The 24,790-nt window shown below is 74.2% G+C and carries 25 protein-coding genes and 1 pseudogene; 17 read left to right on the top strand and 9 right to left on the bottom strand.

From position 1 onward, the window contains the following. The first annotated feature begins 188 nt into the window (after nt 1-188). Together ACN27A_RS25505 and ACN27A_RS25500 are read left to right on the top strand one after the other, a co-directional pair. A complete protein-coding gene (locus ACN27A_RS25505; RefSeq protein ID WP_421457141.1) occupies nt 189-629 on the top strand; it encodes a hypothetical protein in 441 nt (146 codons plus the stop codon). After that, nucleotides 626-1,534, top strand: a complete 909-nt coding sequence (locus ACN27A_RS25500) for an HTTM domain-containing protein (RefSeq protein WP_421457140.1) — start codon at nt 626-628, stop codon at nt 1,532-1,534. Before ACN27A_RS25505 ends, ACN27A_RS25500 begins: the two co-directional genes overlap by 4 nt. Here ACN27A_RS25500 and ACN27A_RS25495 read toward each other — a convergent pair. After that, on the bottom strand, nt 1,498-1,917 hold the full coding sequence (locus tag ACN27A_RS25495) for a thiol-disulfide oxidoreductase DCC family protein (protein WP_421457139.1): 420 nt from the start codon (nt 1,915-1,917) through the stop codon (nt 1,498-1,500). The genes ACN27A_RS25500 and ACN27A_RS25495 overlap by 37 nt on opposite strands. Before the next feature lie 92 nt (nt 1,918-2,009). Here ACN27A_RS25495 and ACN27A_RS25490 point away from each other — a divergent pair, with 92 nt between their 5' ends. From ACN27A_RS25490 to ACN27A_RS25475, 4 genes are all read left to right on the top strand, one after another. Beyond that, nucleotides 2,010-4,088, top strand: coding sequence for an intein-containing Rv2578c family radical SAM protein (locus tag ACN27A_RS25490; RefSeq protein ID WP_421457138.1), 2,079 nt, complete (start codon nt 2,010-2,012; stop codon nt 4,086-4,088). Nucleotides 4,089-4,111: 23 nt separating this feature from the next. After that, nucleotides 4,112-4,840: a hypothetical protein gene (locus ACN27A_RS25485; protein ID WP_421457137.1), complete on the top strand. Its 729-nt coding sequence runs from the start codon at nt 4,112-4,114 to the stop codon at nt 4,838-4,840. A 22-nt stretch (nt 4,841-4,862) separates the two neighbouring features. Beyond that, a complete protein-coding gene (locus ACN27A_RS25480) occupies nt 4,863-5,270 on the top strand; it encodes a CoA-binding protein (protein ID WP_121396731.1) in 408 nt (135 codons plus the stop codon). A 112-nt stretch (nt 5,271-5,382) separates the two neighbouring features. Beyond that, nucleotides 5,383-6,147, top strand: a complete 765-nt coding sequence (locus ACN27A_RS25475) for a hypothetical protein (protein ID WP_421457136.1) — start codon at nt 5,383-5,385, stop codon at nt 6,145-6,147. A gap of 27 nt (nt 6,148-6,174) precedes the next feature. Here ACN27A_RS25475 and ACN27A_RS25470 read toward each other — a convergent pair whose 3' ends face one another. Further along, entirely contained in the window at nt 6,175-7,371 is a 1,197-nt protein-coding gene (locus ACN27A_RS25470; RefSeq protein ID WP_421457135.1) for an acyl-CoA dehydrogenase family protein, read from the bottom strand. Between the two features lie 174 nt (nt 7,372-7,545). Here ACN27A_RS25470 and ACN27A_RS25465 point away from each other — a divergent pair, with 174 nt between their 5' ends. Continuing rightward, nucleotides 7,546-8,094, top strand: coding sequence for a DUF4190 domain-containing protein (locus ACN27A_RS25465; protein WP_421457134.1), 549 nt, complete (start codon nt 7,546-7,548; stop codon nt 8,092-8,094). A 9-nt stretch (nt 8,095-8,103) separates the two neighbouring features. Here ACN27A_RS25465 and ACN27A_RS25460 read toward each other — a convergent pair whose 3' ends face one another. Then, the gene (locus tag ACN27A_RS25460) at nt 8,104-9,009 is read right to left on the bottom strand and encodes an SDR family NAD(P)-dependent oxidoreductase (RefSeq protein ID WP_311410655.1); all 906 of its coding nucleotides are present in this window, start codon (nt 9,007-9,009) and stop codon (nt 8,104-8,106) included. A gap of 121 nt (nt 9,010-9,130) precedes the next feature. Between ACN27A_RS25460 and ACN27A_RS25455 the strand changes: the two genes are divergently transcribed. After that, on the top strand, nt 9,131-9,658 hold the full coding sequence (locus tag ACN27A_RS25455) for a DUF4190 domain-containing protein (protein ID WP_421457133.1): 528 nt from the start codon (nt 9,131-9,133) through the stop codon (nt 9,656-9,658). A 57-nt stretch (nt 9,659-9,715) separates the two neighbouring features. Here ACN27A_RS25455 and ACN27A_RS25450 read toward each other — a convergent pair whose 3' ends face one another. Then, nucleotides 9,716-10,672: an HpcH/HpaI aldolase/citrate lyase family protein gene (locus ACN27A_RS25450; RefSeq protein ID WP_132231620.1), complete on the bottom strand. Its 957-nt coding sequence runs from the start codon at nt 10,670-10,672 to the stop codon at nt 9,716-9,718. A gap of 125 nt (nt 10,673-10,797) precedes the next feature. On the opposite strand from ACN27A_RS25450, the gene ACN27A_RS25445 reads away from it, so the two are divergent. The 6 genes from ACN27A_RS25445 (at nt 10,798) to ACN27A_RS25420 (ending at nt 16,713) form a co-directional block, all read left to right on the top strand. Beyond that, the gene (locus tag ACN27A_RS25445; RefSeq protein ID WP_357576598.1) at nt 10,798-11,622 is read left to right on the top strand and encodes an SDR family NAD(P)-dependent oxidoreductase; all 825 of its coding nucleotides are present in this window, start codon (nt 10,798-10,800) and stop codon (nt 11,620-11,622) included. Between the two features lie 40 nt (nt 11,623-11,662). Then, entirely contained in the window at nt 11,663-12,409 is a 747-nt protein-coding gene (locus ACN27A_RS25440) for a GNAT family N-acetyltransferase (protein WP_421457132.1), read from the top strand. Nucleotides 12,410-12,631: 222 nt separating this feature from the next. Further along, a complete protein-coding gene (locus ACN27A_RS25435) occupies nt 12,632-13,726 on the top strand; it encodes a SagB family peptide dehydrogenase (RefSeq protein ID WP_421457131.1) in 1,095 nt (364 codons plus the stop codon). Between the two features lie 8 nt (nt 13,727-13,734). Then, nucleotides 13,735-14,742, top strand: a complete 1,008-nt coding sequence (locus tag ACN27A_RS25430) for an alanine racemase (protein ID WP_421457130.1) — start codon at nt 13,735-13,737, stop codon at nt 14,740-14,742. Beyond that, complete coding sequence (locus tag ACN27A_RS25425; RefSeq protein ID WP_421457129.1) at nt 14,739-15,986, top strand: MFS transporter; 1,248 nt, start codon at nt 14,739-14,741, stop codon at nt 15,984-15,986. Before ACN27A_RS25430 ends, ACN27A_RS25425 begins: the two co-directional genes overlap by 4 nt. Then, nucleotides 15,970-16,713 (top strand): class I SAM-dependent DNA methyltransferase, encoded by a 744-nt coding sequence (locus ACN27A_RS25420; RefSeq protein WP_421457128.1) that lies wholly within the window; start codon nt 15,970-15,972, stop codon nt 16,711-16,713. Before ACN27A_RS25425 ends, ACN27A_RS25420 begins: the two co-directional genes overlap by 17 nt. Before the next feature lie 113 nt (nt 16,714-16,826). Here ACN27A_RS25420 and ACN27A_RS25415 read toward each other — a convergent pair. From ACN27A_RS25415 to ACN27A_RS25405, 3 genes and pseudogenes are all read right to left on the bottom strand, one after another. After that, a pseudogene (locus ACN27A_RS25415) lies at nt 16,827-16,925 on the bottom strand (sigma factor); the annotation flags it as partial. A gap of 114 nt (nt 16,926-17,039) precedes the next feature. Beyond that, nucleotides 17,040-19,235, bottom strand: a complete 2,196-nt coding sequence (locus ACN27A_RS25410) for an APC family permease (protein ID WP_421457127.1) — start codon at nt 19,233-19,235, stop codon at nt 17,040-17,042. 198 nt (nt 19,236-19,433) lie between these two features. Continuing rightward, complete coding sequence (locus ACN27A_RS25405; protein WP_421457126.1) at nt 19,434-20,405, bottom strand: DMT family transporter; 972 nt, start codon at nt 20,403-20,405, stop codon at nt 19,434-19,436. 97 nt (nt 20,406-20,502) lie between these two features. Here ACN27A_RS25405 and ACN27A_RS25400 point away from each other — a divergent pair, with 97 nt between their 5' ends. Continuing rightward, entirely contained in the window at nt 20,503-21,228 is a 726-nt protein-coding gene (locus ACN27A_RS25400; RefSeq protein ID WP_421457125.1) for an HAD family hydrolase, read from the top strand. 24 nt (nt 21,229-21,252) lie between these two features. On the opposite strand, the gene ACN27A_RS25395 is transcribed toward ACN27A_RS25400, so the two are convergent. Beyond that, the gene (locus ACN27A_RS25395; RefSeq protein ID WP_421457124.1) at nt 21,253-21,780 is read right to left on the bottom strand and encodes a hypothetical protein; all 528 of its coding nucleotides are present in this window, start codon (nt 21,778-21,780) and stop codon (nt 21,253-21,255) included. 119 nt (nt 21,781-21,899) lie between these two features. Next, nucleotides 21,900-22,769 carry a PhzF family phenazine biosynthesis protein gene (locus ACN27A_RS25390; protein ID WP_421457123.1) on the bottom strand — a complete coding sequence of 290 codons (870 nt, stop codon included), beginning with the start codon at nt 22,767-22,769 and terminating at the stop codon, nt 21,900-21,902. A 33-nt stretch (nt 22,770-22,802) separates the two neighbouring features. Between ACN27A_RS25390 and ACN27A_RS25385 the strand changes: the two genes are divergently transcribed. Together ACN27A_RS25385 and ACN27A_RS25380 are read left to right on the top strand one after the other, a co-directional pair. Beyond that, nucleotides 22,803-24,089, top strand: a complete 1,287-nt coding sequence (locus ACN27A_RS25385; RefSeq protein ID WP_421457122.1) for a magnesium transporter MgtE N-terminal domain-containing protein — start codon at nt 22,803-22,805, stop codon at nt 24,087-24,089. Further along, nucleotides 24,082-24,696, top strand: coding sequence for a DUF1003 domain-containing protein (locus ACN27A_RS25380; RefSeq protein ID WP_421457121.1), 615 nt, complete (start codon nt 24,082-24,084; stop codon nt 24,694-24,696). The genes ACN27A_RS25385 and ACN27A_RS25380 overlap by 8 nt, the downstream gene beginning before the upstream one ends. Nucleotides 24,697-24,790: the final 94 nt, after the last annotated feature.

Here is a 24,790-nt window from a genome sequence, read left to right as displayed (position 1 = left end):
CGGGGCCCGGCCGTCGTCGTCCACCCGGCCGGTGACGGGGTGCGGGCCGGCACACGCACCTCCGCCCTGCGCCCGTGGACACGCCTCCGCCCTGGGCCCGGAACGCGGCCCCCTGGCCCGCCGGCCAGCGGGAAGTGGCCGTCGGAGGGAGCCGAGGCGGGCGGTACATCCCGTATCGTCACGACCCGATGGAAACCTTGACCACCCGCGGTCGCGCCGTCCGGCTCGCCGTCACCGCCCTCGGCCTGGCCGTCCTGGCGGCCGGCACCGCCTGGGGCACCGACGACCACTTCCCGTTCGGCCCGTTCCGGATGTACTCCACGTCCAACCCGCCGAACTCCCCCGCCCCGGACACCCGCGTCGAGGGCGTGGACAGCAACGGAGCGGTCGTCGACCTGGGCGAGCGGGCCACCGGCATCCGCCGGGCCGAGATCGAGGGCCAGCAGAGCCGCTACGCCACCGACCCCGCGCTGCTCGCCGAGGTCGCCGACGCGTACGCCGAGCGCCACCCGGACGCGGCGGAGCTGGTCGAGGTCCGCATCGTCGTCCGCTGGCACGGCATCCGCGACGGGCGACCCACCGGCCGCTGGACCGACGAGACCGTGGTCGCCTGGCAGGCGGACCGATGAGCCGCTGGTTGACCGAGGCGGTGCCCCGCGGCCGGGTGGCCGCCTTCCGCACGCTGATCTACCTCTTCGTCGCCGCCGACCTGGTCGTCTTCACGCCCTGGGTACGCACCCGGGTGGCGGTGCCCGGCGAGCTCTACCAGCCGCTGCTGGTCGGCCGGGTGCTGCCCCTGCCGACGCCGACCCAGACGCTTGTCACCGTCGTCTTCTGGGCCCTGCTGCTGCTCGCCCTGCTCGCCGCGACCGGCCGGGCACCACGCCTGCTCGGCTGGGCGGTCTTCGCGCTCTACTTCGAGTGGATGATCGTCGCGATGAGCTACGGCAAGGTCGACCACGACCGGTTCGGCCTGCTCGTCGCGCTGGCCGTGCTGCCCACCGCCGGCCGGGCCCGGCACGGCGACACCACCCGCACCGAGGCGGGCGGCTGGGCGCTGCGGGTCACCCAGATCGCGGTCATCTGCACGTACTTCCTGGCCGCCTGGGCCAAGCTGCGTTTCGGCGGGTTGGACTGGCTGACCGGCTCCGTGCTGGCCCGGGCGATCCTGCGGCGCGGCACCGAGCTGGCCGACCTGATCGCCTCGGTGCCGTACCTGCTGATCGTCGCCCAGTTCGGCATCGTCGCGTTCGAGCTGCTCAGCCCGGTGGTGTTCCTGCTCAGGGAGCGCTGGCGGCTGGCCACGGTGGGCTTCTTCTACTCGTTCCACCTGGTCACCGTCGCGACCATCACGATCTCGTTCGCCCCGCACCTGGCCGCGATGACCAGCTTCCTGCCGCTGGAGCGGGTCCGGCCGGTCGTCTGGGCACGCCGGCTGTTCGCCCGGCGGGGGCGGGGCACCGGGCCGACCGCCGGCGCGGCGCCGGCACTCGCGGGTCAGGCGTCGGCGGCCGGGCGACCGGACGGTCCGTAGAGGCGCTCCCGCGCCTCCTGCGGCAGCGCGCAGGCGGCCGTGCCGCCGGGGAGCCGGTGCCGGTTGCGGGCCACCCAGCGGTACGCGGGCCAGGCGGCGGCGCGTACCGGCGGGAAGGCGAGGCCGGCGCCCGCGACCCGCCAGAGCGGACCGCTGTCGCGGAGCAGCCTGGCGATGGCGTCCGGACCGGCCGCGCGGGAGCCGTCGACGCCCACCCACTGCACCGCCTCCTCGCACTCGGCCTCGCTCAGGCCCAGCGCGTCGAGGTCGGCGAACTGCCACGGCACCACCCGCACGCCCGTCGGGATGCGCCGGTCGATGAACTCGGCGCACCGGGTGCAGAACGCGCAGTCCCCGTCGTAGACGAACGTCGACCTCTCCATGCCCCCATCCTCCACCCGCCGGGCGCGCACGGTGCCGCGAGGTGGGCGGGAACACGGCGGGTCGCTTGCGTTCCGCTCGTACGCGTGTTCGAATGAGGGCCATGCGCTGGGACAACCTCGCCGCTCCCCCGGACGAGGGAGTCCCCGACCGGGCAGCGCCGGCGACACCACCCCTGCCGCTGGCGCTGCCCGGAGCGGTCGCCCGCACCTTCGACACGCCGGGCTTCGCCGGCATGACGTTCTACGAGGTGCAGGCCAAGTCGATCATCAACAAGGTGCCCGGCACGTCCCGGGTTCCGTTCGAGTGGACGATCAACCCCTACCGGGGCTGCTCGCACGCGTGCGTCTACTGCCTCTCGGGCGAGACGCCGATCCTCATGGCAGACGGACGCGCGAAGCCGATCAGCGAGCTGGAGATCGGTGACCGGATCTACGGCACGCAGCGTCGTGGTGCCTACCGTCGCTACGTCGTCACCACGGTCCTGGCCAAATGGTCGACCGTAAAGCCGGCCTACCGGGTCACCCTGGCGGACGGCACGACGCTGATCGCCAGCGGCGACCACCGGTTTCTCTCCGACCGCGGTTGGAAACACGTGACCGGCGCGATGAATGGCGCGGGGCAACGCCCCTACCTGACGACGAACAACCGCCTGATCGGCACCGGCCGCTTCGCCACGGGCCCGAAGGACTCGGCCGACTACCGGCGGGGCTACCTCTGCGGAATGATCCGAGGCGACGCGACCCTCGGTACGTACCGCTATTCCTACGGGGTGGTGCACCGGTTCCGCCTGGCGCTCGCTGACGAGGAGGCGTTGGGTCGCACGAAGCGCTTCCTCGACAGCGCCGGGGTGAAGACAGACAGCTTCGCGTACACCCCGGCAAGTGCGACGCGACGAGCCATCTCCGCGATCCGGACGTCCCGGCAGCGCTCGATCGAGGCCATCACCGCCCTGGTGCGGTGGCCCGACGATCCCACCGACGACTGGCGGCTGGGCTTCCTCGCCGGGATCTTCGACGCAGAGGGCAGTTGCAGCCGGGGCGTTCTCCGGATCAGCAACAGCAGCAACGAGATCCTCGACCAGACGTCGGCGGCGCTGAGCCACTTCGGCTTCACGAGCGTGGTCGAAGATCTAGGCCGCGCGAACCGCGTACGAAACATCCGGCTGACCGGCGGGCTACGCGAGCGGCTACGGTTCTTCCACCTGACCGACCCGGCCATCACCCGGAAGCGGTCGATCGACGGAGCGGCGCTGAAATGTCAGGCGGCTCTCCGGGTGGTCGGCATCGAGCCCCTCGGGCTGGAACTGCCCCTCTGGGACATCACGACCGGCACCGGCGACTTCATCGCCGATGGCGTCGTGAGCCACAACTGCTTCGCACGGAACACGCACACCTATCTCGACCTCGATGCCGGGGCGGACTTCGACCGCAAGGTCATCGTCAAGGTCAACGCCGGTGAGCTGGTCCGGCGGGAGCTGGCCGCGCCGCGCTGGCGGGGCGCGCCCGTCGCGATGGGCACCAACGTCGACTGCTACCAGCGGGCCGAGGGGCGCTACCAGCTCATGCCGCAGATCATCGCGGCGCTGCGCGACTTCGCGAACCCGTTCTCGATCCTCACCAAGGGCACGCTGATCCTGCGTGACCTGCCGCTGCTGCGCCAGGCCGCCGAGGTCACGCGGGTCGGCGTGTCGTACTCGGTGGGCTTCGTCGACGAGCGGCTCTGGCGGGCGGTGGAGCCGGGCACCCCCAGCCCGAGGCGGCGGCTCGACGCCGTTCGGGCGCTGGCCGACGCCGGCTTCGACGTCGGCGTGCTGATGGCGCCGATCCTGCCCGGGCTCAGCGACGACGACGAGTCGATCGACGCGACCGTGGCGGCCATCGCCGCCGCCGGGGCGACCAGCGCGACGCCGCTGGCGCTGCACCTGCGCCCGGGTGCCCGGGAGTGGTACGCGCGCTGGCTGGGTCGCGAGTTCCCGCACCTGGTCCCCCGCTACCGCGAGCTCTACCGCTCCGGCGCGTACGCCCCGCAGTCCTACCAGCGGGAACTGACGGCGCGGGTGCGCATCGCGGCACGCCGGCACGGGCTGCCCCGGGGCGAGCGCGGCGACGACCACCGCCGCACCGGACCGGCGCCCGCGCCGCCGCCCGCCGAGCAGCTCACTCTCCTGTAGACGGCTGCCGATACGCTGCTGGCGTGCGGGAGACGACTGTCCGGGCGCTGCGGCGGCAGCGAGTGGCGGTGGCGGTCGCGCTGGCCGCCGGAGTGCTCTGGGGCGTCGCGGCCGGCTGGGCGCGCCGCACGGACGGTCCGGCCGCCCTGCTCACGCTGTTGCCGCTGGTCGCGCTGCTGGTGAGCCTGATGCGCGTCTTCGGGCGGCCCGGTGCCGCCGAGTTGCGGGTGGACGAGCGGGAGCAGACCTTCTTCGGCCCGCCCCAGGGCCGGGTGAGCTTCCGCTGGATCCTGCTCGCCTTCCTCGCCTACACGACGACCTACCAGCTCAGCTCGGGTCAGGACGGGATGTGGTGGCTCTACCCGAGCATCACCGGCCCGTTCGCCGCTCTGCTGTCGGTCGCCCTGTGGCGCCGGGTGCCGACGGTCGCGCTGACCCCGGCCGGAATCACCGCCGGCGACCCGCTGCGGCACACCTGGGTACCGTGGGAGGCCCTGGACCCGGCGGCTGCGGGCGGGCCGTCCCGGCAGTCCGGCTTACTGCGGCTGCCGGTGCGCAGCCGTGACCTGGTCCGGCAACGAGGGCTTGCCTCGCGCCGCCACGTCGTCGTCGAGACCGGCGAGCTGGATGTCGCGCCGGACCTGCTGGCCGGGGCGATCCAGCACTACGCCGCGCATCCCGAGCACCGGGCGGCGATCGGCACGCCCGATGAGCACGCCCGGCTGCGTCACTCGCTCGCGGGCGGCGGCTGAGCGGCGGGGTTAGAGTCGGCGGGTGCGCTCCGCTCAGCAGATCCTCGCCGACTCCGCCGTGATCGCCGTCGTGGGCGCGTCCCGCGACCCGCGCAAGGCCGCCCACAGTGTGCCGTTGCAGATGCAGCGGTACGGCTGGCGGATCATCCCGGTGAACCCGACGGCCGACGAGCTCTTCGGCGAGCGGGTCTACCGGTCGCTTGCCGACATCCCGCACCCGGTGGACCTGGTCGACGTGTTCCGGCCGGCGCAGGACGCGGTCGACGTGGTACGCGAGGCGGTGGCGATCGGCGCGCCAGCGGTCTGGTTGCAGCTCGGCATCGTCTCGGCCGAGGCGCGGCGGATCGCCACGGAGGCGGGCGTCGACTACGTCGAGGACCGTTGCCTGATCGTCGAGCGCGCCGCCGCCGGCCTGACCCGGCTGGGCTGACCGGGTTCGAGGAGTCCCGGCGCGGCGGTCAGTCCCGCGCCGTGGCGGTTGCCCGAGTCGGCTGGGCGGTGGGTCGGGCCCGCACGTTGTCGACGGCTCGTACCCTGCGGCCATGTCTGTCCGCCTGTCCGGCCGGCTGCCGAAGCGCGACGACGGGCTCTGGTCCCGCCGGCTGCTGGCCGCGACAGTGGCCGCAATGGTGACGGTGCCGATGGCCGCCGCACTGTTCCGGGTTCCCCGCTTCGAGCCCGATGTCTGTGTCTTCTGGCTCTTCGTCGGTGTGACCGCGCTGCTGCGGCGGTGGTGTCCGCGGCAGGACGCCCGGCTGGTCTGGCGGGAACGGGTGGCCGGCCTGGACGGGATCGAACCCGGTCTGGTCGCGCGGCGGTCCCTGGCCGGCTGGGTCGACCTCGTCACCGCCCTGGCCTGGGCGACGGCGGTGACGCTGGTGGTGACGATGTCGCTGCCCGCCGACCCGCAGTGGGCCCGGGTCGTACGGCTGGTGCTCCTGGTCGCGGTGGCGGCAGCGGGCGGCGTCGTCGCCTACTCCGGCGTGCGGTTCACCGGTCGGTTGGCGCTCACGGCGAGCGGGATCCGGCACGGCCGCCGGCGGTACGACTGGTCCAACATCGACCGGGTGAGCCTGCACCGGGAGGACGGCCGGCTCGCCGGGGTGCGGCTGCGGCCGAGGGTGTGGCGGTCGCTGGAGCCGGCGCCCGTGGTCGGCGGCCGGGACGTGGCGGTGCCGGAACAGCGCCTGGCCGCCGCGATCGAGGCGTACCGGGAACGACCGCAGGCGCTGGCGGCGGGGCCGGTCACCGCACCGGAGCCCGCTGCCGGTGCCGACGTGCCAGGAAGGGCACCCTCCTCCACCTGAGGCGTCAGGAAGGTGCCCTTCCTTACCTCAGAGCTTGTACTGCTTGAGGAGGCCGCGGGAGATGATCGTCTTCTGGATCTCCGAGGTGCCCTCGCCGATGAGCAGGAACGGGGCCTCCCGCATCAGGCGCTCGATCTCGTACTCCTTGGAGTAGCCGTAGCCGCCGTGGATGCGGAACGCCTCCTGGACGACCTCGGCGCAGTATTCCGAGGCGAGCAGCTTGGCCATGCCGGCCTCGACGTCGTTGCGCTGGCCGGCGTCCTTGAGGCGGGCGGCGTTGACCATGAGCGCGTGGGCCGCCTCGATCTTGGTGCCCATCTCGGCGAGCTTGAAGGCGACGGCCTGGTGCTTCGCGAGCGGCTGGCCGAAGGTGTGGCGCTGCTGGGCGTACGCGACGGCGAGTTCGAAGGCGCGGATGGAGATGCCGCAGGCGCGGGCGGCCACGTTGACCCGGCCGACCTCGATGCCGTCCATCATCTGGTAGAAGCCGCGGCCGACCTTCTCCGCGCCACCGAGGACGGCGGACTCATCGACGGTCACGCCGTCGAGCACCATCTCGGTGGTCTCGACGCCCTTGTAGCCCATCTTGTCGATCTTGCCGGGGATGGTCAGGCCGGGCGCGGTCTCGCCGAAGCCGGGCTCCTTCTCCAGCAGGAAGGTGCTCATGTTGCCGTAGACGGAGTCGGCACCGGTGTCGGTCTTGACCAGGGTCGCCACCACCGACGAGTACGCCCCGTTGGTCAGCCACATCTTCTGGCCGTTGATGACGTACCGGTCGCCCTCCCGGACGGCCTTCGACTTGATCGCGGAGACGTCGGAGCCGCACTCCGGCTCGGACATGGAGAAGGCGCCCCGCACCTCGCCGGTCGCCATCTTCGGCAGCAGCCGGGCCTTCTGCTCGGCGGAGCCGTGCTGGGAGATCAGGTACGCGACGATGAAGTGGGTGTTGACGATGCCGGAGATCGACATCCAGCCCCGCGACAGCTCCTCGACCACCAGCGCGTAGGTGAGCAGGGACTCGCCGAGCCCTCCGCACTCCTCGTCGATGGTGAGACCGAAGAGGCCCATCTCGCGCATCCCGTCGAGGATGTCGCTCGGGTACTCGTCGGCGTGCTCCAGCCGCTGCGCGTGCGGGATGATCTCCTTGTCGGCGAACTCCCGGACGGTCTCCAGGATCGACCGCTGCACATCGGTCAGGCCGGGCGTCTGGGCGAGTCGGGCCATCTCAGCCTCCGGGGGTCGGCGCCTTACTCATGGGTAACTGAACGCTCCGTCAGTATTGGCCGCACGGCGGTCGAGGCCAAGGTGACCAGTCCACACAACCGCTGTGAAAAGGTTCACCGCTGCGGGTAGCGTCCGGCAAGAGGGGACGCGATCCGCCACCGGCAGGAGGAGACCGTGAGCCAGCCACCGTCGTCGGGGCCGCCCGATCCGGACCGGTCGCCGTCACCCTGGGAGCCCCCGCCGGGGCACGACCCGTCGAGCTACGAGCCCCCACCGGAGCCGCCGTCGTACGGGCCGCCGTCCCACGAGCAGCCGCCCTACGAACCACCGTCCTACGAGCCGCCGGCCCACCAGCAGCCCGCGTACGGGCAGCCCAGCTACGAGCAGCCCGGTGAACCGCCGCACGGACAGCAGTGGGGGCACCAGCCCCCGTACACCCCGCAGACGCCCTACGGGCAGTACGGCCCGCCGTCCGGCCCCCGGGCCGGCGGGACGAACGTGCTCGCCATCCTCTCGCTGGTCTTCGCGTTCGTCTTCTCCCCGATCGGCATCGTCCTCGGGCACCTGGCCAAGCGGCAGATCCGCACGACGGGCGAGGAGGGCGACCAGCTCGCCACGTGGGGCCTCATCCTCAGCTACGTCATCACCGGGCTCGGCGTGCTGGCCTGCTGCGGCTGGATCGCGCTGATCGCCCTCGCCGGCAACAACGGCCCCAACTACTGAGCCCGCAGCTCAGCGGAACTCGGCCTCACGGACGCTGTTGCCGCCGTCCACCACCAGCATCTGCCCGGTGATGTACGAGGCGGCCGGCGAGCAGAGGAAGACGATCGCCGCAGCCACCTCGTCCGGCGTGCCGGGGCGGCCGACCGGGGTACCGAGGCCCTGCCGGATCTCCGCCACCGTGGAGGCCGCGGTGTGGATGGTGCCCGGTGCGACGGCGTTGACGGTCACCCCGTCGGCGATCATCTCCATCGCCAGCGCCCGGGTCAGCCCGACCACGCCCGCCTTGGCCGCCGCGTAGGCCGCCTCGGTGGGCAGGGCGTTGACCGGCCCGGCGGTGGCCGACAGGTTGACGATCCGGCCCCAGCCCCGCTCGGCCATGCCGCCGATGAAGGCGCGGCTGCACAGGAACGCGGTGGTGAGGTTGCGGTCGATCTCACCGCGCCACTCGTCGTAGCTGAGCTGGGCGACCGGGCGCAGCACCTCGGGGCTGGCCCGGCTGGCCAGGCCGGCGTTGTTGACCAGCACCTCGACGTCCCCGAGCTGCTCGGCGACCGCGTCGGCGAGCGCGCCCACCTCCGACTCGTCGGTGAGGTCGGCGACGAAGCCGGTCACGCCCAGCTCGCCGGCCCGGTCGTGGATGCGTCGGGTGGTGGAGACGATGGCCACCCGGGCGCCGAGGTCGGCCAGCCGGCGGGCCGTCGCGTACCCGATGCCGTCCGGGCTGCCCGCCCCGGTGACCAGGGCGACCTTCCCGTCGAGGCGCAGGGTCACCGGGTCCGGCAGCGGCGCGGGCTCGTCGATGCCGGCGGTGCCCGGCTGGGCGGCGGCGCGGGTGCGCCGGGCCACGCCGGGGCGGCTCGCGTCCCGTCTCGGTCGGCTGCCGGAGCGGTCCGCGGCTCGCGCGTCAATCACCATGCCAGGATCCTGCCCGCTTCCTCCGGCCCGGGCAACGCGGCACACCCGGTGGCGACACCTCGGGGTCTGGGCAGGCCTGACTACCCTGACGGGCGCACCCCGCACCCTACGGAGCAGATGAATGACATATCCCCCGCCCTCCGGCGGCTGGAACGACCCGGCGTGGTCGGGCCAGCAGTCGAGCCCACCCGCCGACCCCGCCCTCCCGGTGAGCGGTCAACCCGTCCCCGCCCAGCCCACCGGCCCCGACCCGTACGCGTCGGCCGACCCGTACGCGCCGGACCCGTACGCGGGCGGCGACCCGTACGCCGGGATGAAGCACGCCGCCGGGCAGCCCGGCCCCGCCGCCTACCCGCCGCCCTACCCGAACTACGGCTACGCGCCTTCGTTGCGGACCAACGGCCTCGCCATCGCCGCCCTGGTGCTCGCCCTGGTCGGCATCGGCTCCTGCATCACCGCGCCGATCGGCGCGATCCTCGGCCACGTCGCGCAGAAGCAGATCCGGGAGACCGGCGAGGGCGGCGAGGGCATGGCGAAGGCCGGCATCATCGTCGGCTGGATCGTCACCGGCCTCTACCTGCTGGTGGTCCTCTTCTACGTGGCGGTCATCGTCTTCGCGATCTCCCAGTCCGGCAGCAGCACCTACTGACGCGACGGTGCCGCCCCGGCGCGGACCGGGGCGGCACGGATGCCGGGAGGGCGGGGACTACTCCGCCGGCGGGGTGAACGACGAGGTGCGGGTCATGCCCGCGGCACGGCCCTTCGCCGCCACCACGAGCGCCATCTTGCGGGACGCCTCGTCGATCATCTCGTCGCCGAGCATCACCGCGCCCAGCCGGCCGCCCGCCTCCGACGTGTAGTGCTCGTACGCGTCGAGGATCAGCTCGGCGTGGTCGTAGTCGGCCTGGGCCGGCGAGTAGACCTCGTTCGCGGCGTCGATCTGGCCCGGGTGCAGCACCCACTTGCCGTCGAAGCCGAGCGCCGCCGAGCGCTTGGCCACCTCGCGGAACGCGTCCACGTCGCGGATCTGCAGGAACGGGCCGTCGATGGCCTGCTTGTCGTGCATCCGGGCCGCCATCAGGATGCGCATGAGGATGTAGTGGTAGGGGTCGCCCGGGTAGTCCGGGATGAGCGCGCCGACCACCAGGGACTTCATGTTGATCGAGGCCATGAAGTCGGCCGGACCGAAGATGATGGTCTCGACCCGGGGCGAGGCGGCCGCGATGGCGTCGATGTTGACCAGGCCGGCGGCGTTCTCGATCTGCGCCTCGATGCCGATCCGGCCGACCTCCAGGCCGAGCGTCTTCTCCAGCTGGGTCAGGGTCATGTCGAGCCACTGCACCTGGGCCGCGTTCTGCACCTTGGGCAGCATGACGCAGTCGAGGTTGGCGCCGGCCCCCTCCACCACGTCGATGACGTCCCGGTAGGTCCACGGCGTGGTCAGGTCGTTGACCCGGACGACGCGGGTCTTGCCCGACCAGTCGCCCTCGTTGAGCGCCGCGACGATGTTCTTCCGGGCGTCGGGCTTGGCCAGCGGGGCGACCGCGTCCTCCAGGTCGAGGAAGACCTGGTCGGCGGGGAGCCCCTGGGCCTTGCCGAGCATCTTGACGCTGGAGCCGGGTACCGCGAGGCAGGACCGGCGGGGACGACCGACTGCGGCCATGGATGCGCTCCTTCCAGCGTGCGCGGGCACGCCGACGTCACCTGACGAAATGCGAGGGCTTAACGATCCCAAAGGTCTTTGTGACGCCACGGTAACCTCGTGCCGTGACCGGGGTGAATGGACCTGTGGAAGATCTCACTGGGCGTCGGATCGTGGTGGTGACCGGGGCCAGTTCGGGCATCGGCCTGGCGGCCGCCGTCGACCTGGCGCGCCGCGGTGACCAGGTGGTACTGGTCGGCCGCGACCCGGCCCGACTGCAGGCCGCGGCGGAACAGGTGCGGGAGGCGTCCGGCGAGCGACCGGAGCTGTTCCGGGCCGACTTCGCGGTGCTGGACGACGTCCGTCGGCTGGCCGGCAAGCTGCGCGAGGCGTACGACCGGATCGACGTGCTCGCCAACAACGCCGGGGCGATCGCGCTCCAGCCGCTCACCACGGTCGACGGCTTCGAGCTGTCGATCCAGGCCAACCACCTGGCCCCGTTCCTGCTCAGCAACCTGCTGCGCGACCGGATCGGCCGGATGGTGGTGACCGCCTCGGGCGCGCACCGCAGCGGCGTGCTCGACCCGGCCGACCTGAACGCCGCGCTGCGCCGCTACCGGCCCATGCAGGCGTACGGCACCAGCAAGCAGGCGAACATCCTCTTCACGGCCGAGGCGGCCCGGCGCTGGCCGGAGATCCCCGCGTACTCCTTCCATCCCGGGGTGGTGCGCAGCCGGTTCGGCAACGACAACCGGCTGGTCGCCCTGGGCATGCGGATCCTGCCGCTGCGCAGCCCGGAGAAGGGCGCGGAGACGCTGGTCTGGCTGGCCAACCAGGACCCGGAGCGGCTGATCACGGGCGGTTACTACATCGACCGACGGCTGCGCCGACCGCTGCCCAGGGCGTCCGACCCGCAGCTCGCCGCCCGGCTCTGGACGGCCAGCGCCGAGGCGGTCGGCGTCGCCGGATAACGGTGTCGCCCGCGACCGGAGCGCTGCCATACTCCGCCCCATGACGACGGGGAACGGCATCGACGGGCACGGGGACGCGGGCGGCGGCGTCCTGCGGGTGCTCCGCGAGGACAAGGAACTCCAGGCACGGCTCGACGCGGAGCTGACCGCCTTCAACAACCGGGCGACCGGCGCGGACGACGAGGCCGGCCTCTGCGTCCGGGTCGACGACGCCGACGGCGAGCTGGTCGCCGGCCTGACCGGGTGGACCTGGGGCGGCTGCGCCGGGATCAACATGGTGTGGGTGCGCGAGGACCGCCGCGCCGAGGGCTGGGGCGGCCGGCTGCTGCGGGCCGCCGAGGACGAGGCCCGCCGGCGCGGCTGCGCGGAGATGTCGGTCTCCTCGTTCTCGTTCCAGGCGCCGGAGTTCTACCGCCGGCACGGCTACCTCGACACGGGCCGCCGGGAGGGCATCCCCGGCGGCCACGTCGACCACCACTTCTTCAAGTCGCTGGTCACCGACCCGGCCGCCGCCGTGCGCCTGGTGGCACTGGTGGAGCTGGCCACCGACGCGGTCGAGGCCGGCCAGCGGTACGAGGACGCGGTGCTCGGCCTGCTCGGGCGGCACGGCGGGCGGCTGGAGCGTCGGCAGCGCACCGGCGACGGGCGTACGGAGGTGCACCTGATCCGGTTCGACACCCGCGCCGGCTACGACGGTTTCCTGGCCGACCCGGAGCGGGTGGCGCTGCGCGGTGAGCTGGGCGGGGCCGCCCCGACCACCCGGGTGCTGGAGGTCCACGAGGTCTGAGCCGGCGCGGGAGCGGACCGACCCGCTCCACGTCCGCGGGTGTGTTCACTGTGGACGCTCTGCTACGGTGCAACGCAGTGATCAACGCCGATTAGTGAGGGGAGCTCCCGCATGACCGAGCAGATCGAGGCCTTCGAGCCGGTGGCGTCCGACGACTACGACCAGGAACTGACCTGCCTGGAGCCTCCGGTCGAGGTCTGACCGGTCGAAGCCTGAGTAGTCATGCGTGTCCGTGTGTCGCGGCTGGTCGTCTTCCTGTGGCGTGACGGCCAACTGGTCTGCGACGACCCGCTGAGGCACCGGCAGTTCGCGTTGACTGTGGAGGCGGAGAGGCTGCTGCGCGACTACGCCGACTGGGCCGAGCCCGAAGGCCGGCTCGCGCAGCAGCTCCTCGACGCCCACGTGCTCGTCGCCGAGGGTTCGCCGGAGCACGACCGGGAGGAACGCCTCGGCGCGTGGCGCGACCTGGGACCGGCAGCCACCTACTACCACCTGGCCAGCCGTACGCTCGGCAGCGACGTCTTCCGCTCGGCGGCTCAGGACGCGGCGGTGCTGCGCGCCAAGTCCGGTCAGCCGGATCCGGTCAGGGAGCACGACGGGCCACGCGTCGCCCTGCCTCCGGCCGACCCGCCCGCCGTCGACTTCACCACGGTCCTCGCGGCCCGGCGCTCGACCCGCTGGTTCGACCCCGACCGCCCGGTGCCGCTGCCCGCGTTCGCCGCCCTGCTGCGCTGGACGGCCGGGGTGCGCCGCGAGGTGGACGTCTCCGGGGTGGGGACGGCGCTGCTCAAGACCGTTCCCTCCGGCGGGGCCCGCCACCCGGTCGAGGTCTACCCGGTGGTCCGCGACGTGGCAGGGCTGGAACCGGGGATCTACCACTACGCGGTGCGCCGCCACGAGCTGGTGCGTCTCGCGCCCGCCCCCGGCGAGGAGCGGCTGCGCGAGTGGTGCGGCGGGCAGCCGCACGCCGCCCAGGCCGGCTTCCTGCTGATGTACGCGGCGGTGCTCGACCGGACCGTGTGGAAGTACCCGGCCGCCCGCGCGTACCGCGCGCTCCTGCTCGACGTCGGTCACCTGAGCCAGACCGTGTACCTCACCGCGACGGCGCTCGGGCTCGGGACGTTCTTCACCGCCGCCACCCGCGACGCGCCCGTCGAGGACGCCCTCGGGCTGTCCTGGCCGGACGAGGCCTTCCTCGGCGTCTCCGGCGTCGGCGTGCCGCACCCCGCCGAGCGGGACCGTCAGGCGGCGATGCTCGCCGGCGGCGACGCGGCGTTCTCCTTCCCGCCGGACGCCTGGCACGGGCGCGGCGAATGACGCCGCGGGTGAGCGTCGACCTGGCCCGGCTGGACGCGAACGTCGTGCGGTACGGCCGGCGGGTGGCCGAGGCCGGCGTCGCCCTGCGCGCGCACGTCAAGGGGCACCGGAGCCCCGAGATCGCCGCCCGGCAGGTGGCCGCGGGCGCGGTGGGCGTCGCGGTGCACTCGGCGGCCGAGGCCGAGGCCTACGTGGCGGTGGGCGTGCCGGACGTGACGGTGGCGTGGCCCTGGCGTGACGCGTGGCGGTGGACCAGGTTCGCCCAGCTCGCGCGGCACTGCGCGGTGACGGTGCACGTGGACCACCCCGACGCGGTGGCCGGGCTCGGCGCGGCGGCCGAGGCCCATGGCGTCGAACTCGGCGTACGCGTCGAGGTCGACACCGGTCTGCACCGCGTCGGTGTCGACCCCGGCGCCGCCGTGGGGCTGGCCGCCACGATCGCGCGGACCGGCGGGCTGCGGATGGCGGGCGTCACCGGCTACGTGGGGATCACCGACCCCGCCGCCGCCCGGGACCGGGTCGAGCTGGGCCGCCGCCAGGCGCGCCTGCTGGTGTCGGTCGCCGAGCGGATCCGCGCGGCCGGGTCGCCCTGCCCGGCCGTCAGCGTCGGGGGCACCCCGACCCTCGCCGGCGTGCTGGACGTCGCCGGCGTCACCGAGATCTGCGCCGGGGCGTACGCGCTGCTCGACGGCGGGTTCGCCCGGCTGGGCGAGTGCGACCCCGGGGCGGTCGCGATATCCGTCGCCACGACCGTCACCGGCACCGACGGGCAGGTGCTGCGCACCGACGCCGACGAGCTGCTGGCGGGCGCCGACCAGACCTGGATGAGCGGTGTCGTGCTGACCGCACCCGACGGCGGGCCGGTCGACGCGGGGTCGGTGTCGGTGGGCGACGAGCTGCGGGTGCTGCCCGGGCACGTGTGCCCCGTGGTGGCCCGCCGGCCGCTGCTGCACGTGCTCGACGCCGGCGAGCCGGTGGCGCGGTGGCAGGCGATCGTCCGCCCGGACCGGCCATGACCGACACCGTCGCGCCCGTGGAACGCCCGGCGGACCCGCTGCGCGAGCGCCGGTTCGTCCTGTTCGCCACGGCCAGGACGATCTCCGTCTTCGGCAACGCGATGGGTCCGCTCGCGCTGACCTTCGCCGTACTCGACCTTCCCGGCGGATCGCCCACGGCGCTGTCGCTCGTGCTCGCCGCGATCTCGGTGCCCCGGATCGCGCTGATGCTGCTCGGCGGCGTCATCGGCGACCGGCTGCCGCGCCACCGCGTACTCGTGGCGGCGGAGCTGCTGTGCGGTACGGCGTACGGCGCGATGACCGTCCTCGTGCTGAGCGGGCAAGCCGGCGTCGCCACCCTCGCCGGCTGCGCGGCCGTCGCCGGCACCGCCTCCGCGCTGCTGCTGCCCTCGCTCAACGGGCTGACCGCCGAACTCGTCGCGCCGCAGGCGCGCCAACGCGGCAACGCCCTGCTGCGGCTCGGCACGAACACCGCCACGGTGGCGGGCTTCACGGCGGGCGGCGCCCTGATCACCTGGCTCGGGCCGGGCTGGGCGCTGGCCCTCGACGCCGCGACGTTCGCCGTCGCCGCCGGTCTCCTCGCGCGGCTGCGCCTGGCCGCGACGCCCCGGCCGGCCGGGCGGGACCTGCCGGCCGAACTGCGCGACGGCTGGCGCGAGTTCGTCCGGCGACGATGGCTGTGGCAGATCGTGCTCGCCGCAGCGGTGGTCAACGCCGCCGTCGGGGTCACCTTCGGGCTCGCGGGGCCGCTGCTCGCCAGGGCGCACCTGGGCGGGGCGGGCGCCTGGTCCGGCGTCCTGGCCGGATACGCGGTCGGCATGTTCGCCGGCGTGCTGGTCGCGATGCGGATCAGGACGACCCGCCCCCTGCGTACGGCCGTCCTCGCCGTGTCGCTGCTGGGGCTGCCGGCGCTGCTGCTCGGAGCCGGTGCCGCGCTGCCGTTCGTGATCCTCGCCGCCGTGCTGGCCGGGGTCGCCTTCGACGTCTTCGGCGTGCTGTGGGAGACGACCGTCCAGTCCGAGGTGCCGACGGAGGCGATGTCCCGCGTGAGCGCGTACGAGTGGCTGGGGGCGGTGGGACTGGGCCCGCCCGTCATGATCGCCGCCGGTCTCGTCGTGCCCGCGATCGGCGTGCGGACGGCCCTGCTCGCCCTGGCCACGGTGATCGTCGTGGCCGCACTCGTCCCGTTGGCCAGTTCCACCGTCCGGCACTACGAAAGGCAACCCGATGGCCGAGTACGTTGACGCCTTCGTCACGGCGTATGACCGCTTCTGGGCGCCGTACCCCAAGCGGATGGGCGAGGCGTGGCTGCGGCTGCACGCGCACGTCGCACCCGGCTCGGAGCTGAGCCTGCTGGATGTCGGCTGCGGCACCGGCATCGTGGCCGCCCGGTTCGCCGCCGCCGGCTACCGGGTCGTCGGGGTCGACGTCTCCGCGGCGATGATCGCCCGCGCCCGGGAACGGCTGGCCGGCACCGACGCGGTGCTCATCGCCGCGGACGCCGCCGACTTCGAGGTGCCGCGCCCCTGCGCGTTCGCGGTCTCCACGTACGACGTCCTCAACCACGTCGGCGACATCGACCGGGTCCGGGCCTACCTGCGCTGCGTGCACCGGGCGGTCGCGCCGGGCGGCTGGTTCGGATTCGACATGTCCACGACGAAGGGACTCCTCGCCGACGTCCCCCCGGTCGCCCGGCAGGACGGCACCGTCTCGGTCGAGGTGTCCCGGGGCCCGCTCGACGGCGACCGCCGCCCGCTGCACGTCACCGGGGAGCTACGCACCGACGACGGCCGCACGGCCCCCTTCACCACGACGATCACCAACACCGCCCACCCCGTCGCCGACGTGCTCTCCGCCCTGGCCGACGCCGGTTGGACGACGAGCCACGTCGCCGCAATCGACGACCTGCTCACCCCGGCACCTGACCCGGAGGCGCTGCCCCGGGTCGCCGTGCTAGCCCGACGCGCCTGACGACCCGCGCCGCAGCCGTCCGCCCCAGGTACGAGGTTGATCATGAGGTTAGCGGCAGTAACGGAGATCCGCTTCGCCGCCAACCTCATGATCAACAGGGCCCCGGGATCGTCGAGCCGCTCCCAGCGCACGGCCACCCGGGCCAACGCCACCTGGACCAGGTCCTCGGCGTGGTGCCGGTCGCCGGTCAGCAGGTATGCGAACCGGGTCAGCCCCGCGGTCTCGGCGCGGACGAACTCGGCGAAGCCGGACCGGGCGCGGTCCTCACCGTCAACGGATCGACCTCCTCACCCGGCAGACGCCGGTGGGAGCCGTCGCGGAGGGAGCTACCCGCCCGGGTGCACCGGGAGGCTGGTGACCACCACCCCCGGCAGCCGGCGCAGCGCCGTACGCAGCCGCTGCTCGGTGCGGCTGTGCAGCAGCCGGTGCCAGCGGCTGCGCACCACCACCTCCGGCTCGACGACGGTCAGCACCAGGTCGGCCCGGGAGGCGTGCAGCGCCTCCAGGTAGTGCGCGAGCGGCCCGACCACCGCCCGGTACGGGGACACGATCGTCTCCAGCCGCAGGTGGTCGCCCCACACCCGCCACTGTTCCCGGAACCGGTCCGCCTCCGGTTCCTCGGGAGCGATGTGCACGGCCAGCGTCGGCTGCCCGAGCGAGGCCGCGTACGCCAGGGCCCGCAGCGAGGCCCGGTTCAGCCGGGCGACCGGCACCACCACGAGGTGACGTACCTGCTCGGGCAGTTCCTCGTCCTCCGGCGCGGCGGGCCCGGCGGCGGGCGGCGGGGCCGGCACCACCGGCGGCCCGGGCGCCGGGCCACCCGGCGGCGGGTGCAGCGCCAGGGACCGGTGCAGCCGCCGGTAGTGCCGGTGGATGGCCCGGAACAGCAGGACCAGCAGCGGCACGGCGACGACCACCACCCAGGCGCCCTCGGTGAGCTTGGTGACCGCGGCGGTCACGAGCACCAGGCCGGAGAAGGTGGCGCCCACCGCGTTGACCGTTGCCCAGCGGCGCCAGCCGGGGCCGCGCCGGCAGCGCCAGTGCCGCACCATCCCGGCCTGGGAGAGGGTGAAGGCGAGGAACACCCCGACCGCGTAGAGCGGGATCAGCGCCTCGGTGTGCCCGCGGAAGGCCACCAGGATCACCGCCGCCGCGACGGTGAGCGCCACCAGCCCGTTGCTGAAGGCGAGCCGGTCGCCCATGTGCAGGAACCGGCGCGGCGCGTGCCCGTCCCGGGCCATGAAGAAGAGCAGGCGGGGGAAGTCGTTGAAGGCGGTGTTCGCGGCCAGCAGCAGGATCAGCGCGGTGGCGGCCTGGATCAGGGCGTACCAGGGACCGCTGGGAAAGGTGACCCGGGCCAGTTGGGAGAGGATCGACTGCTCGGCGGTGGGCACCAGCCCGGACAGGTGGATCAACCCGACGAGGCCGCCGAAGAACAGCACCAGCATCGCGACCATCCAGGTGAGCGTGGTGCGCGAGTTGCGCCACTCGGGAGGCCGGAACGCCGGAACCGCGTTGGAGACCGCCTCGATGCCGGTCATCGAGACTGCGCCGGAGGAGAACGCGCGGAGCACCAGCAGAAGCCCCAGCCCCTCCACGGCCGGCACCGGCGGCGGGGCGACCGGGACGAAACCCCGCCCGGCCGCGCGGAACCAGCCGACCGCGAGCAGCGCCAGCAGCGCGACCACGAAGGCGTACGTGGGCAGCACGAAGAGATTGCCGGCGGCCCGTACGCCGCGCAGGTTGCCCGCCAGCAGCAGACCGATCACGGCGAGCCCGAGGGGCACCGTCCAGGCGGCCAGTCCCGGCATCGCCGAGGTGATCGCCCGGACGCCGGCGGAGACGGACACCGCCACGGTGAGCACGTAGTCCGTCATCAGTCCCGCCGCCGCGGCCAGCCCCGCCCCCGCGCCCAGGTTGTCGCCCGCCACGATGTACGACCCGGCCCCGTGCGGGTAGGCGGCGACGGTCTGCCGGTAGGAGACGCCGACCGCGATCATGAGCAGCGCCAGCCCGGCGGCCAGCGGCAGGGACAGCCCGAGCGCCCCGCTGCCGGCGAGCAGCAGCACGGCGAGCATCGCCTCCGGCCCGTACGCCACCGAGCTGAGCAGGTCGGAGGAGAGCACCGGCAGGGCCACCAGCTTGCGCATCCGCTCGTAGACAACTGCGGCGCTGCCCAGCGGCGGCCCGAACAGCCCCCGCCGCAGCCGGGTGCTCGCCCGGCCGAGCCGGCTGCCGGGCAGGTTGGCCGGCGCGGTGGCGACCAGTTCGTCCGGCTCCGCGATCCGGAACATCGCGATCGGGGCGAGGCGGCCGAACCGCGTCGGGGTCGGCCGGTCGGGGTGCCGGCGCAGCGTCGGGTCCACCGGCAGCGTGTCCGCGCCGGGCGGTCGTCCCCGCCGGGCGTTCCGCCAGCGGTCACCGATCCGGCGTAGGGCCCGCAGCTCGTCCGGGTCGAGCGGCGGAAACTCGGCCGACGGCGTGACGATGGTGCCGCCCTCGTCGCCGTCCCGCTCCGCCATCCGCCTTCCCGCCGCCGTGTGCCCTCCCTCGCACTCTCACGGACGCCGCCGGATCCGGCAGGCGGAACGGCCGTTCCCGCGCCGAAGGAGTGGCCGTTCGCCGGCCAGGTGGCCGTCCGGCGCCAGGGGCGGCCGGGGCGGCAGGGGTGGACGGCGGCGGGCCGGGTGGCCGTTCGGCGGCAAGGGGCCGTTCGGCGGTCAGTCGGGCGGTGGGCCGGCGTCGGCGGGGACGGCGGTGGCGACCGGGCGGACGCGGCGGGTCGAGCGGGCGCCGCCGAGCACCACCACGGCGACGCCGGCCAGCAGCAGCCCCAGCCCGGCCAGGGCGGTCACCCCGGGCAGCTGCCCCAGCCAGGCCCAGCCGATCAGGGCCGCGCCCGGGGCCTCCAGCAGGGCCAGCACGCTGACCGTGGTCGCCGAGACCTTCTTCAGGGCGTAGTTGAACATCGAGTGCCCGAGCAACTGGGCCCCGGCCACCAGGGCCAGCACGACTAGCCAGGTGCCGGTGTCGAAGCCGGTCAGCGGCACCCCGCCGACCAGGCAGACCACGAGCAGGACCAGGGCGCAGACCCCGTAGCAGACGGTGGTGTAGGTGGTCGTGCTGATCGTCGTACGGGCCCGCTCGCCGAGCGCGGTGTAGACCGCCGCGAACAGGCCGCCGGCCACCGCGAGCAGGTCGCCGGCCACGGCCCGGCCGGAGACGGCGAAGTCCGCCCCGGTCGCCACCACCGCGCCCGCGACCGCCACCCCGATGCCGACCCAGACGGCGCCCGGCAGCCGGCGGCCCTGGGCGCGGGCGATCAGCCCCTGCCAGACCGGCTGGGTGGCGCAGAGCGCGGTCGCCGCCGCGACCGAGGTGAGTTTGGTGCTGGGCATCCAGGTGGCGAAGTGCGCGGCGAGCGCGACCCCCGACAGCACGCAGTAGACGCCCTCGCGCCGGCCGGCGCCGACGGTCAGCGACCGGAACTCGGCGCGTCGCCGGGCCGCCGAGAACGGGCCGAGCACGGCGACCGAGAGCAGGTTGCGCCAGAACGCGACGGCCAGCGCCGGCGCCGCCGCGACGGCCACCAGCGGCGCGGACGACGAGACGGCGACCACGGCCAGGACGAGCGCCCCGGTGGTCGCCGGGTGGAACGACGGGCGGTGCGCTGCGGGGGACACGGGGAGCAATCCTCACACGCCACAGGCCGACACGGAACGTCAGCACTCCGTTACGATCATGCCTGTCCGCGCCGGCGATTCCCCTACCGCCCGGAGGCGCTCCCCCATGCCCACCTACCAGGCGGTCCTGTTCGACTTCTTCGGCACGCTGACCCGTTCCGTCCAGCGGGGCGAGGCCCACCGGTCGACGGCCGAGCTGCTGGGCTGCGCCCCGCGCACGCTCGTCGACGTGCTCGACCGCACCTACTACGAGCGGGCCTGCGGGCGGCTCGGCAACGCCGAGGCGACCCTGCGCTGGGTCTGCGAGCAGGCCGGGGTGCACCCCTCCGACGACGCCGTCCGCTCGGCGGTCGCCTCCCGCCACCGGGCCATCCGCGCCGACACCCGGCTGCGCGAGGAGGCGGTGCCCACGCTCGCCGCGCTGCGGGGGCTCGGCCTGCGTACGGGAGTGATCAGCGACTGCACGCACGAGCTGCCGGCGTTCCTGCCGCAACTGCCGATCGCCCCGCTGCTCGACGTGCGGGTCTTCTCCGTGCAGGTGGGGCGCTGCAAGCCGGACCCGGCGCTCTACCAGGCGGCGTGCCGGCGGCTCGACCTGGCGCCGGCGGACTGCCTCTACGTCGGCGACGGCGGCAGCCAGGAGCTGACCGGGGCGGAGCGGGCCGGGATGACAGCCGTACGGCTGGCCGCGCCGGACCTGGCCGGCCACATGGTGTTCAACGCCGACGAGGCCTGGACCGGGCCCGTGCTGCGCTCGCTCGACGAGGTGGTCGGCCTCGTCGACGGGGTGCCGGGGCGGGTGGGCGTGCCGGCGGGTTGCGTCCCCGCGTGAAGCCCGGGACCCGGGCCGGACGCCTCAGCGGCGGCGGACCCGGTGCAGGCGGAACGGCTTGCGGGTCGCCCGGACCGCCGGCGTCTCGCGGGGCACCTCGGCCAGCGAGTCCGCGGGCAGCCCGGCGCCGGCGAGCGGCTCGCCGGCCGGCTCCAGCCGGTTCACCGCGCAGCCCTCGGCCGCCCAGCGCTCCACCAGCTCGGCCGTGGGCCCGGGCGCGTTGAGCCGCTTCGCGGCCACCAGCGGCGCGGTCGTCTCCCAGTGCTCGGTGCCGGGCGCCAGGCGGCTCACGCGCGCCGGCCAGGTGACGATCCGCCCGCCATGGTCACCGCGCAGGGTGACCTGCGCCTCGGTCGCGTCGGCCAGACCCGGGGCGGACTGCTCCCCGGGGCCGCTGACCACGAAGAGCGCCCCCTCCAGGGGCAGGCACCACAGCGCGAGCGCCGGCCCGCCGGGCACGCTCACCCAGGCCACGGCGGCCTTCTTCATCGCCTCGTCGACCAGCGGCGTGCTGGTCCGCTCCGCGTCGGTCACCCTCGCATCCTCCCGCATCCGCCCCCGTCCCGTCAGTGCCGCCCGGGGCCCGGCCGCGCACCGCCGTGGACGCAGTCGGGGCGCACGGCACGGGCACGACGCCGGACGATCCGGTCCGGCGGCACGGATCGCGCAGGTCAGCCGACGAACGGCGGGACCATGATCTCGCCCCGGGCCACCGCTACGACGTGCCCGGCCACGGTGGCGCCCACCGCCTGACCGTCCTCGGCGGTCACCGTGCAGGCCAGCACGGACGGGCGGTTGATCTCGATGCCCTGGTGGACGGTGTACTCCGCGCGCCCGTCGGCGGGCAGCAGGCCGCTGGCGACCAGCCACACCCCCAGGCCCAGGGCCGCCGAACCGGTGGCCGGGTCCTCCGGCACGCCGAGCCCGGGGACGAAGACCCGGGCGTGCGCGGTTTGAGCGGCGGCGTCCCAGGAGAAGACGCTGACGTGCTCCACTCCGTACCGCTGTGCCGCCGCCGCGTTGACCCGTGCGCGGGCCACCGCGTCCGGGCGGACCGGGAGGTAGGGGAACTCCAGCCCGCAGCCGGCCACCCGGGGCGCCGGGCCGACGTGGTCGGCCGCGTCCAGGCCGGCCATCTCCAGCAGTGGCTCCGGGTCCAGCTCGGGACCGAGGGTGGGCACGCCGCCGGTGAGCGTGGCCCCGGTCGCGGTCACCTCGATCGGCAGCACGCCCGCCCCACATTCCTGGGTGATCTGCCCCACACCGAACATGCCACGGCGGCTGGCGGTCACCGCCGCGCCGACGCTGGGGTGACCGGCGAAGGGCAGCTCCTCGGCCGGGGTGAAGATGCGGGCCCGGTAGGTGGCGCCGACCTGGGTGGGCGGGAGCACGAACACCGTCTCGGAGAGGTTGAACTCCAGCGCGAGCGCCTGCATCTGCTCGGTGGCAAGCCCTTCGGCGCCGAACACCACCGCCAGCGGGTTGCCGGCGAACGGGCGGTCGGTGAAGACGTCCACGATCTCGTAGGCCAAGGTCGACATGTTGATAGACACTAGGCGCTTAGGCTGGTGCCCGTGAGCACGCCGACCCGGGTCTACCTCGCCCGGCTCGCCGGGGTGGCCGTCTTCGATCCCAACGGCGACCAGGTGGGCCGGGTCCGCGACGCGGTGGGCAGGCTGCGGCCGACGCAACGCCCGCCCGAGGTGGTCGGTCTGGTCGCCGAGATGCCGATGCGGCGGCGCATCTTCCTCTCGCTGAACCGGATCACCTCCATCGACGCCGACGCGGTGGTGCTCGGCAGCGGCACGCTCAACCTGCGCCGCTTCGAGAAGCGCCCGAACGAGCTGCTCGTACTCCAGGAGCTGCTGGACCGCCGGGTGCAGGTCGAGCCCGGCGGGCAGTCGGGCTCCGTGGTCGACGTGGCGATGGAGTGCAGCCGGGGCGGCGAGTGGTCGCTGGCCCGGGTCGCCGTACGCGAGCAGACCGGCCGGTTGACCCGCCGCGGCCACCTGCACCAGGTCGAGTGGGAGCGGGTACGCGGGCTCAGCGGCATCGCCGACAGCCGGGGCACGGCCAACCTGCTCTCGGTGCTGGAGGACATGCGCCCCGCCGACCTCGCCAACGCCCTCCAGGACCTCCCCGACACCCGGCGCAACGAGGTCGCCGCCGCGCTCGACGACGAGCGCCTGGCCGACGTGCTGAGCGAGCTGCCGGAACGCGACCAGGTGGAGATCCTGGCCGCGCTGGACCGCGAGCGGGCCGCCGACGTGCTGGAGGAGATGGACCCGGACGACGCCGCCGACCTGCTCAGTGAGCTGCCGCCGCCCGAGCAGGACGTGCTGCTCGACCTGATGCAGCCGGGCGAGGCCGACCCGGTGCGTCAGCTGCTCAAGTACACGCCGGGAACGGCGGGCAGCGTGATGACCTCCGAGCCGGTCATCCTGCCGCCGGACGCCACCGTCGCCGAGGCCCTGGCCCGGATCCGGGAACCGCAGCTCTCCCCCGCGATCGCCGCCCAGGTCTTCGTGTCCCGGGCGCCGATGACCACGCCGACCGGCCGTTACCTCGGCATGGTGCACTTCCAGCGGCTGCTCCGCGAGCCGCCGGCCGACCTGCTCGGCGGCATCGTGGTCAACGACATCGACCCGCTGCGGCCGACCACCCCGCTGCCGGAGATCACCCGCCGGATGGCCACGTACGACCTGGTCGCCATGCCCGTCATCGACCGCAACAACCGGCTGGTCGGCGCGGTCACGGTCGACGACGTGCTGGACCACCTCCTGCCCCGGGACTGGCGGGACCGGGACGCCGCCGAGCGCCCGTCCACCGTCGGGCCGACGCTGGACGGCGCGGATGGCTGAGCAGCGACGGGCGCAGCGGCTCGACCAGCCGCGCGAGCCCCGGGGCGTCAAGCTGCCCCGGTTCGACCCGGAGGCCTTCGGCCGGTGGTCCGAGGGGATCGCCCGGGGGATGGGCACCGCGAACTTCATCGTCTACATGACGATCGTGATCGCGCTGTGGTTCGGCTGGAACACCCTGGCCCCGGCGCACCTGCGCTTCGACCCGTACACCTTCACGTTCCTGACCCTGGTGCTGTCCCTCCAGGCCAGCTACGCGGCCCCGCTGATCCTGCTGGCGCAGAACCGGCAGGCCGACCGGGACCGGGTCTCCCTGGAGGAGGACCGCCGCCGGGCGACCATGCAGAAGGCCGACACGGAGTACCTGGCGCGGGAGATCGCCGCGCTGCGCAACGCGATGGGCGAGGTCGCGACCCGGGACTTCCTCCGTTCGGAGCTGGCCCGGCTGGCCGAGGAGCTGGACGAGGCGGGCCGGCGCCGGCAGCGGCTGGAGCGCCGGCAGCAGGACAGGGTCCCGCAGCACGGCGACGGGCTGGAGGAGCCCCGCGACGACCTGGACGGCGATCGGGCCCTCGACGGCCGCCCGGAGGGCCGGGAAGCCGGGGCCTGAGCGGCCCGGACGCCGCTCGTCCCGGAGGGCCGGCGCAGCGGGAGCGGCTCGATCGTCCCGCTTCGTCCGGTATGCCGCCCAGCGCAGCCGTCGC

Origin of the sequence: Micromonospora sp. WMMD737 (assembly GCF_049179055.1) — a bacterium.
In the GTDB taxonomy this organism is placed as follows: Bacteria; Actinomycetota; Actinomycetes; order Mycobacteriales; family Micromonosporaceae; genus Micromonospora; species Micromonospora reichwaldensis.
Note: the sequence above shows the minus strand (reverse complement) of the source record. Positions and strands in the feature narration are given on the sequence as shown.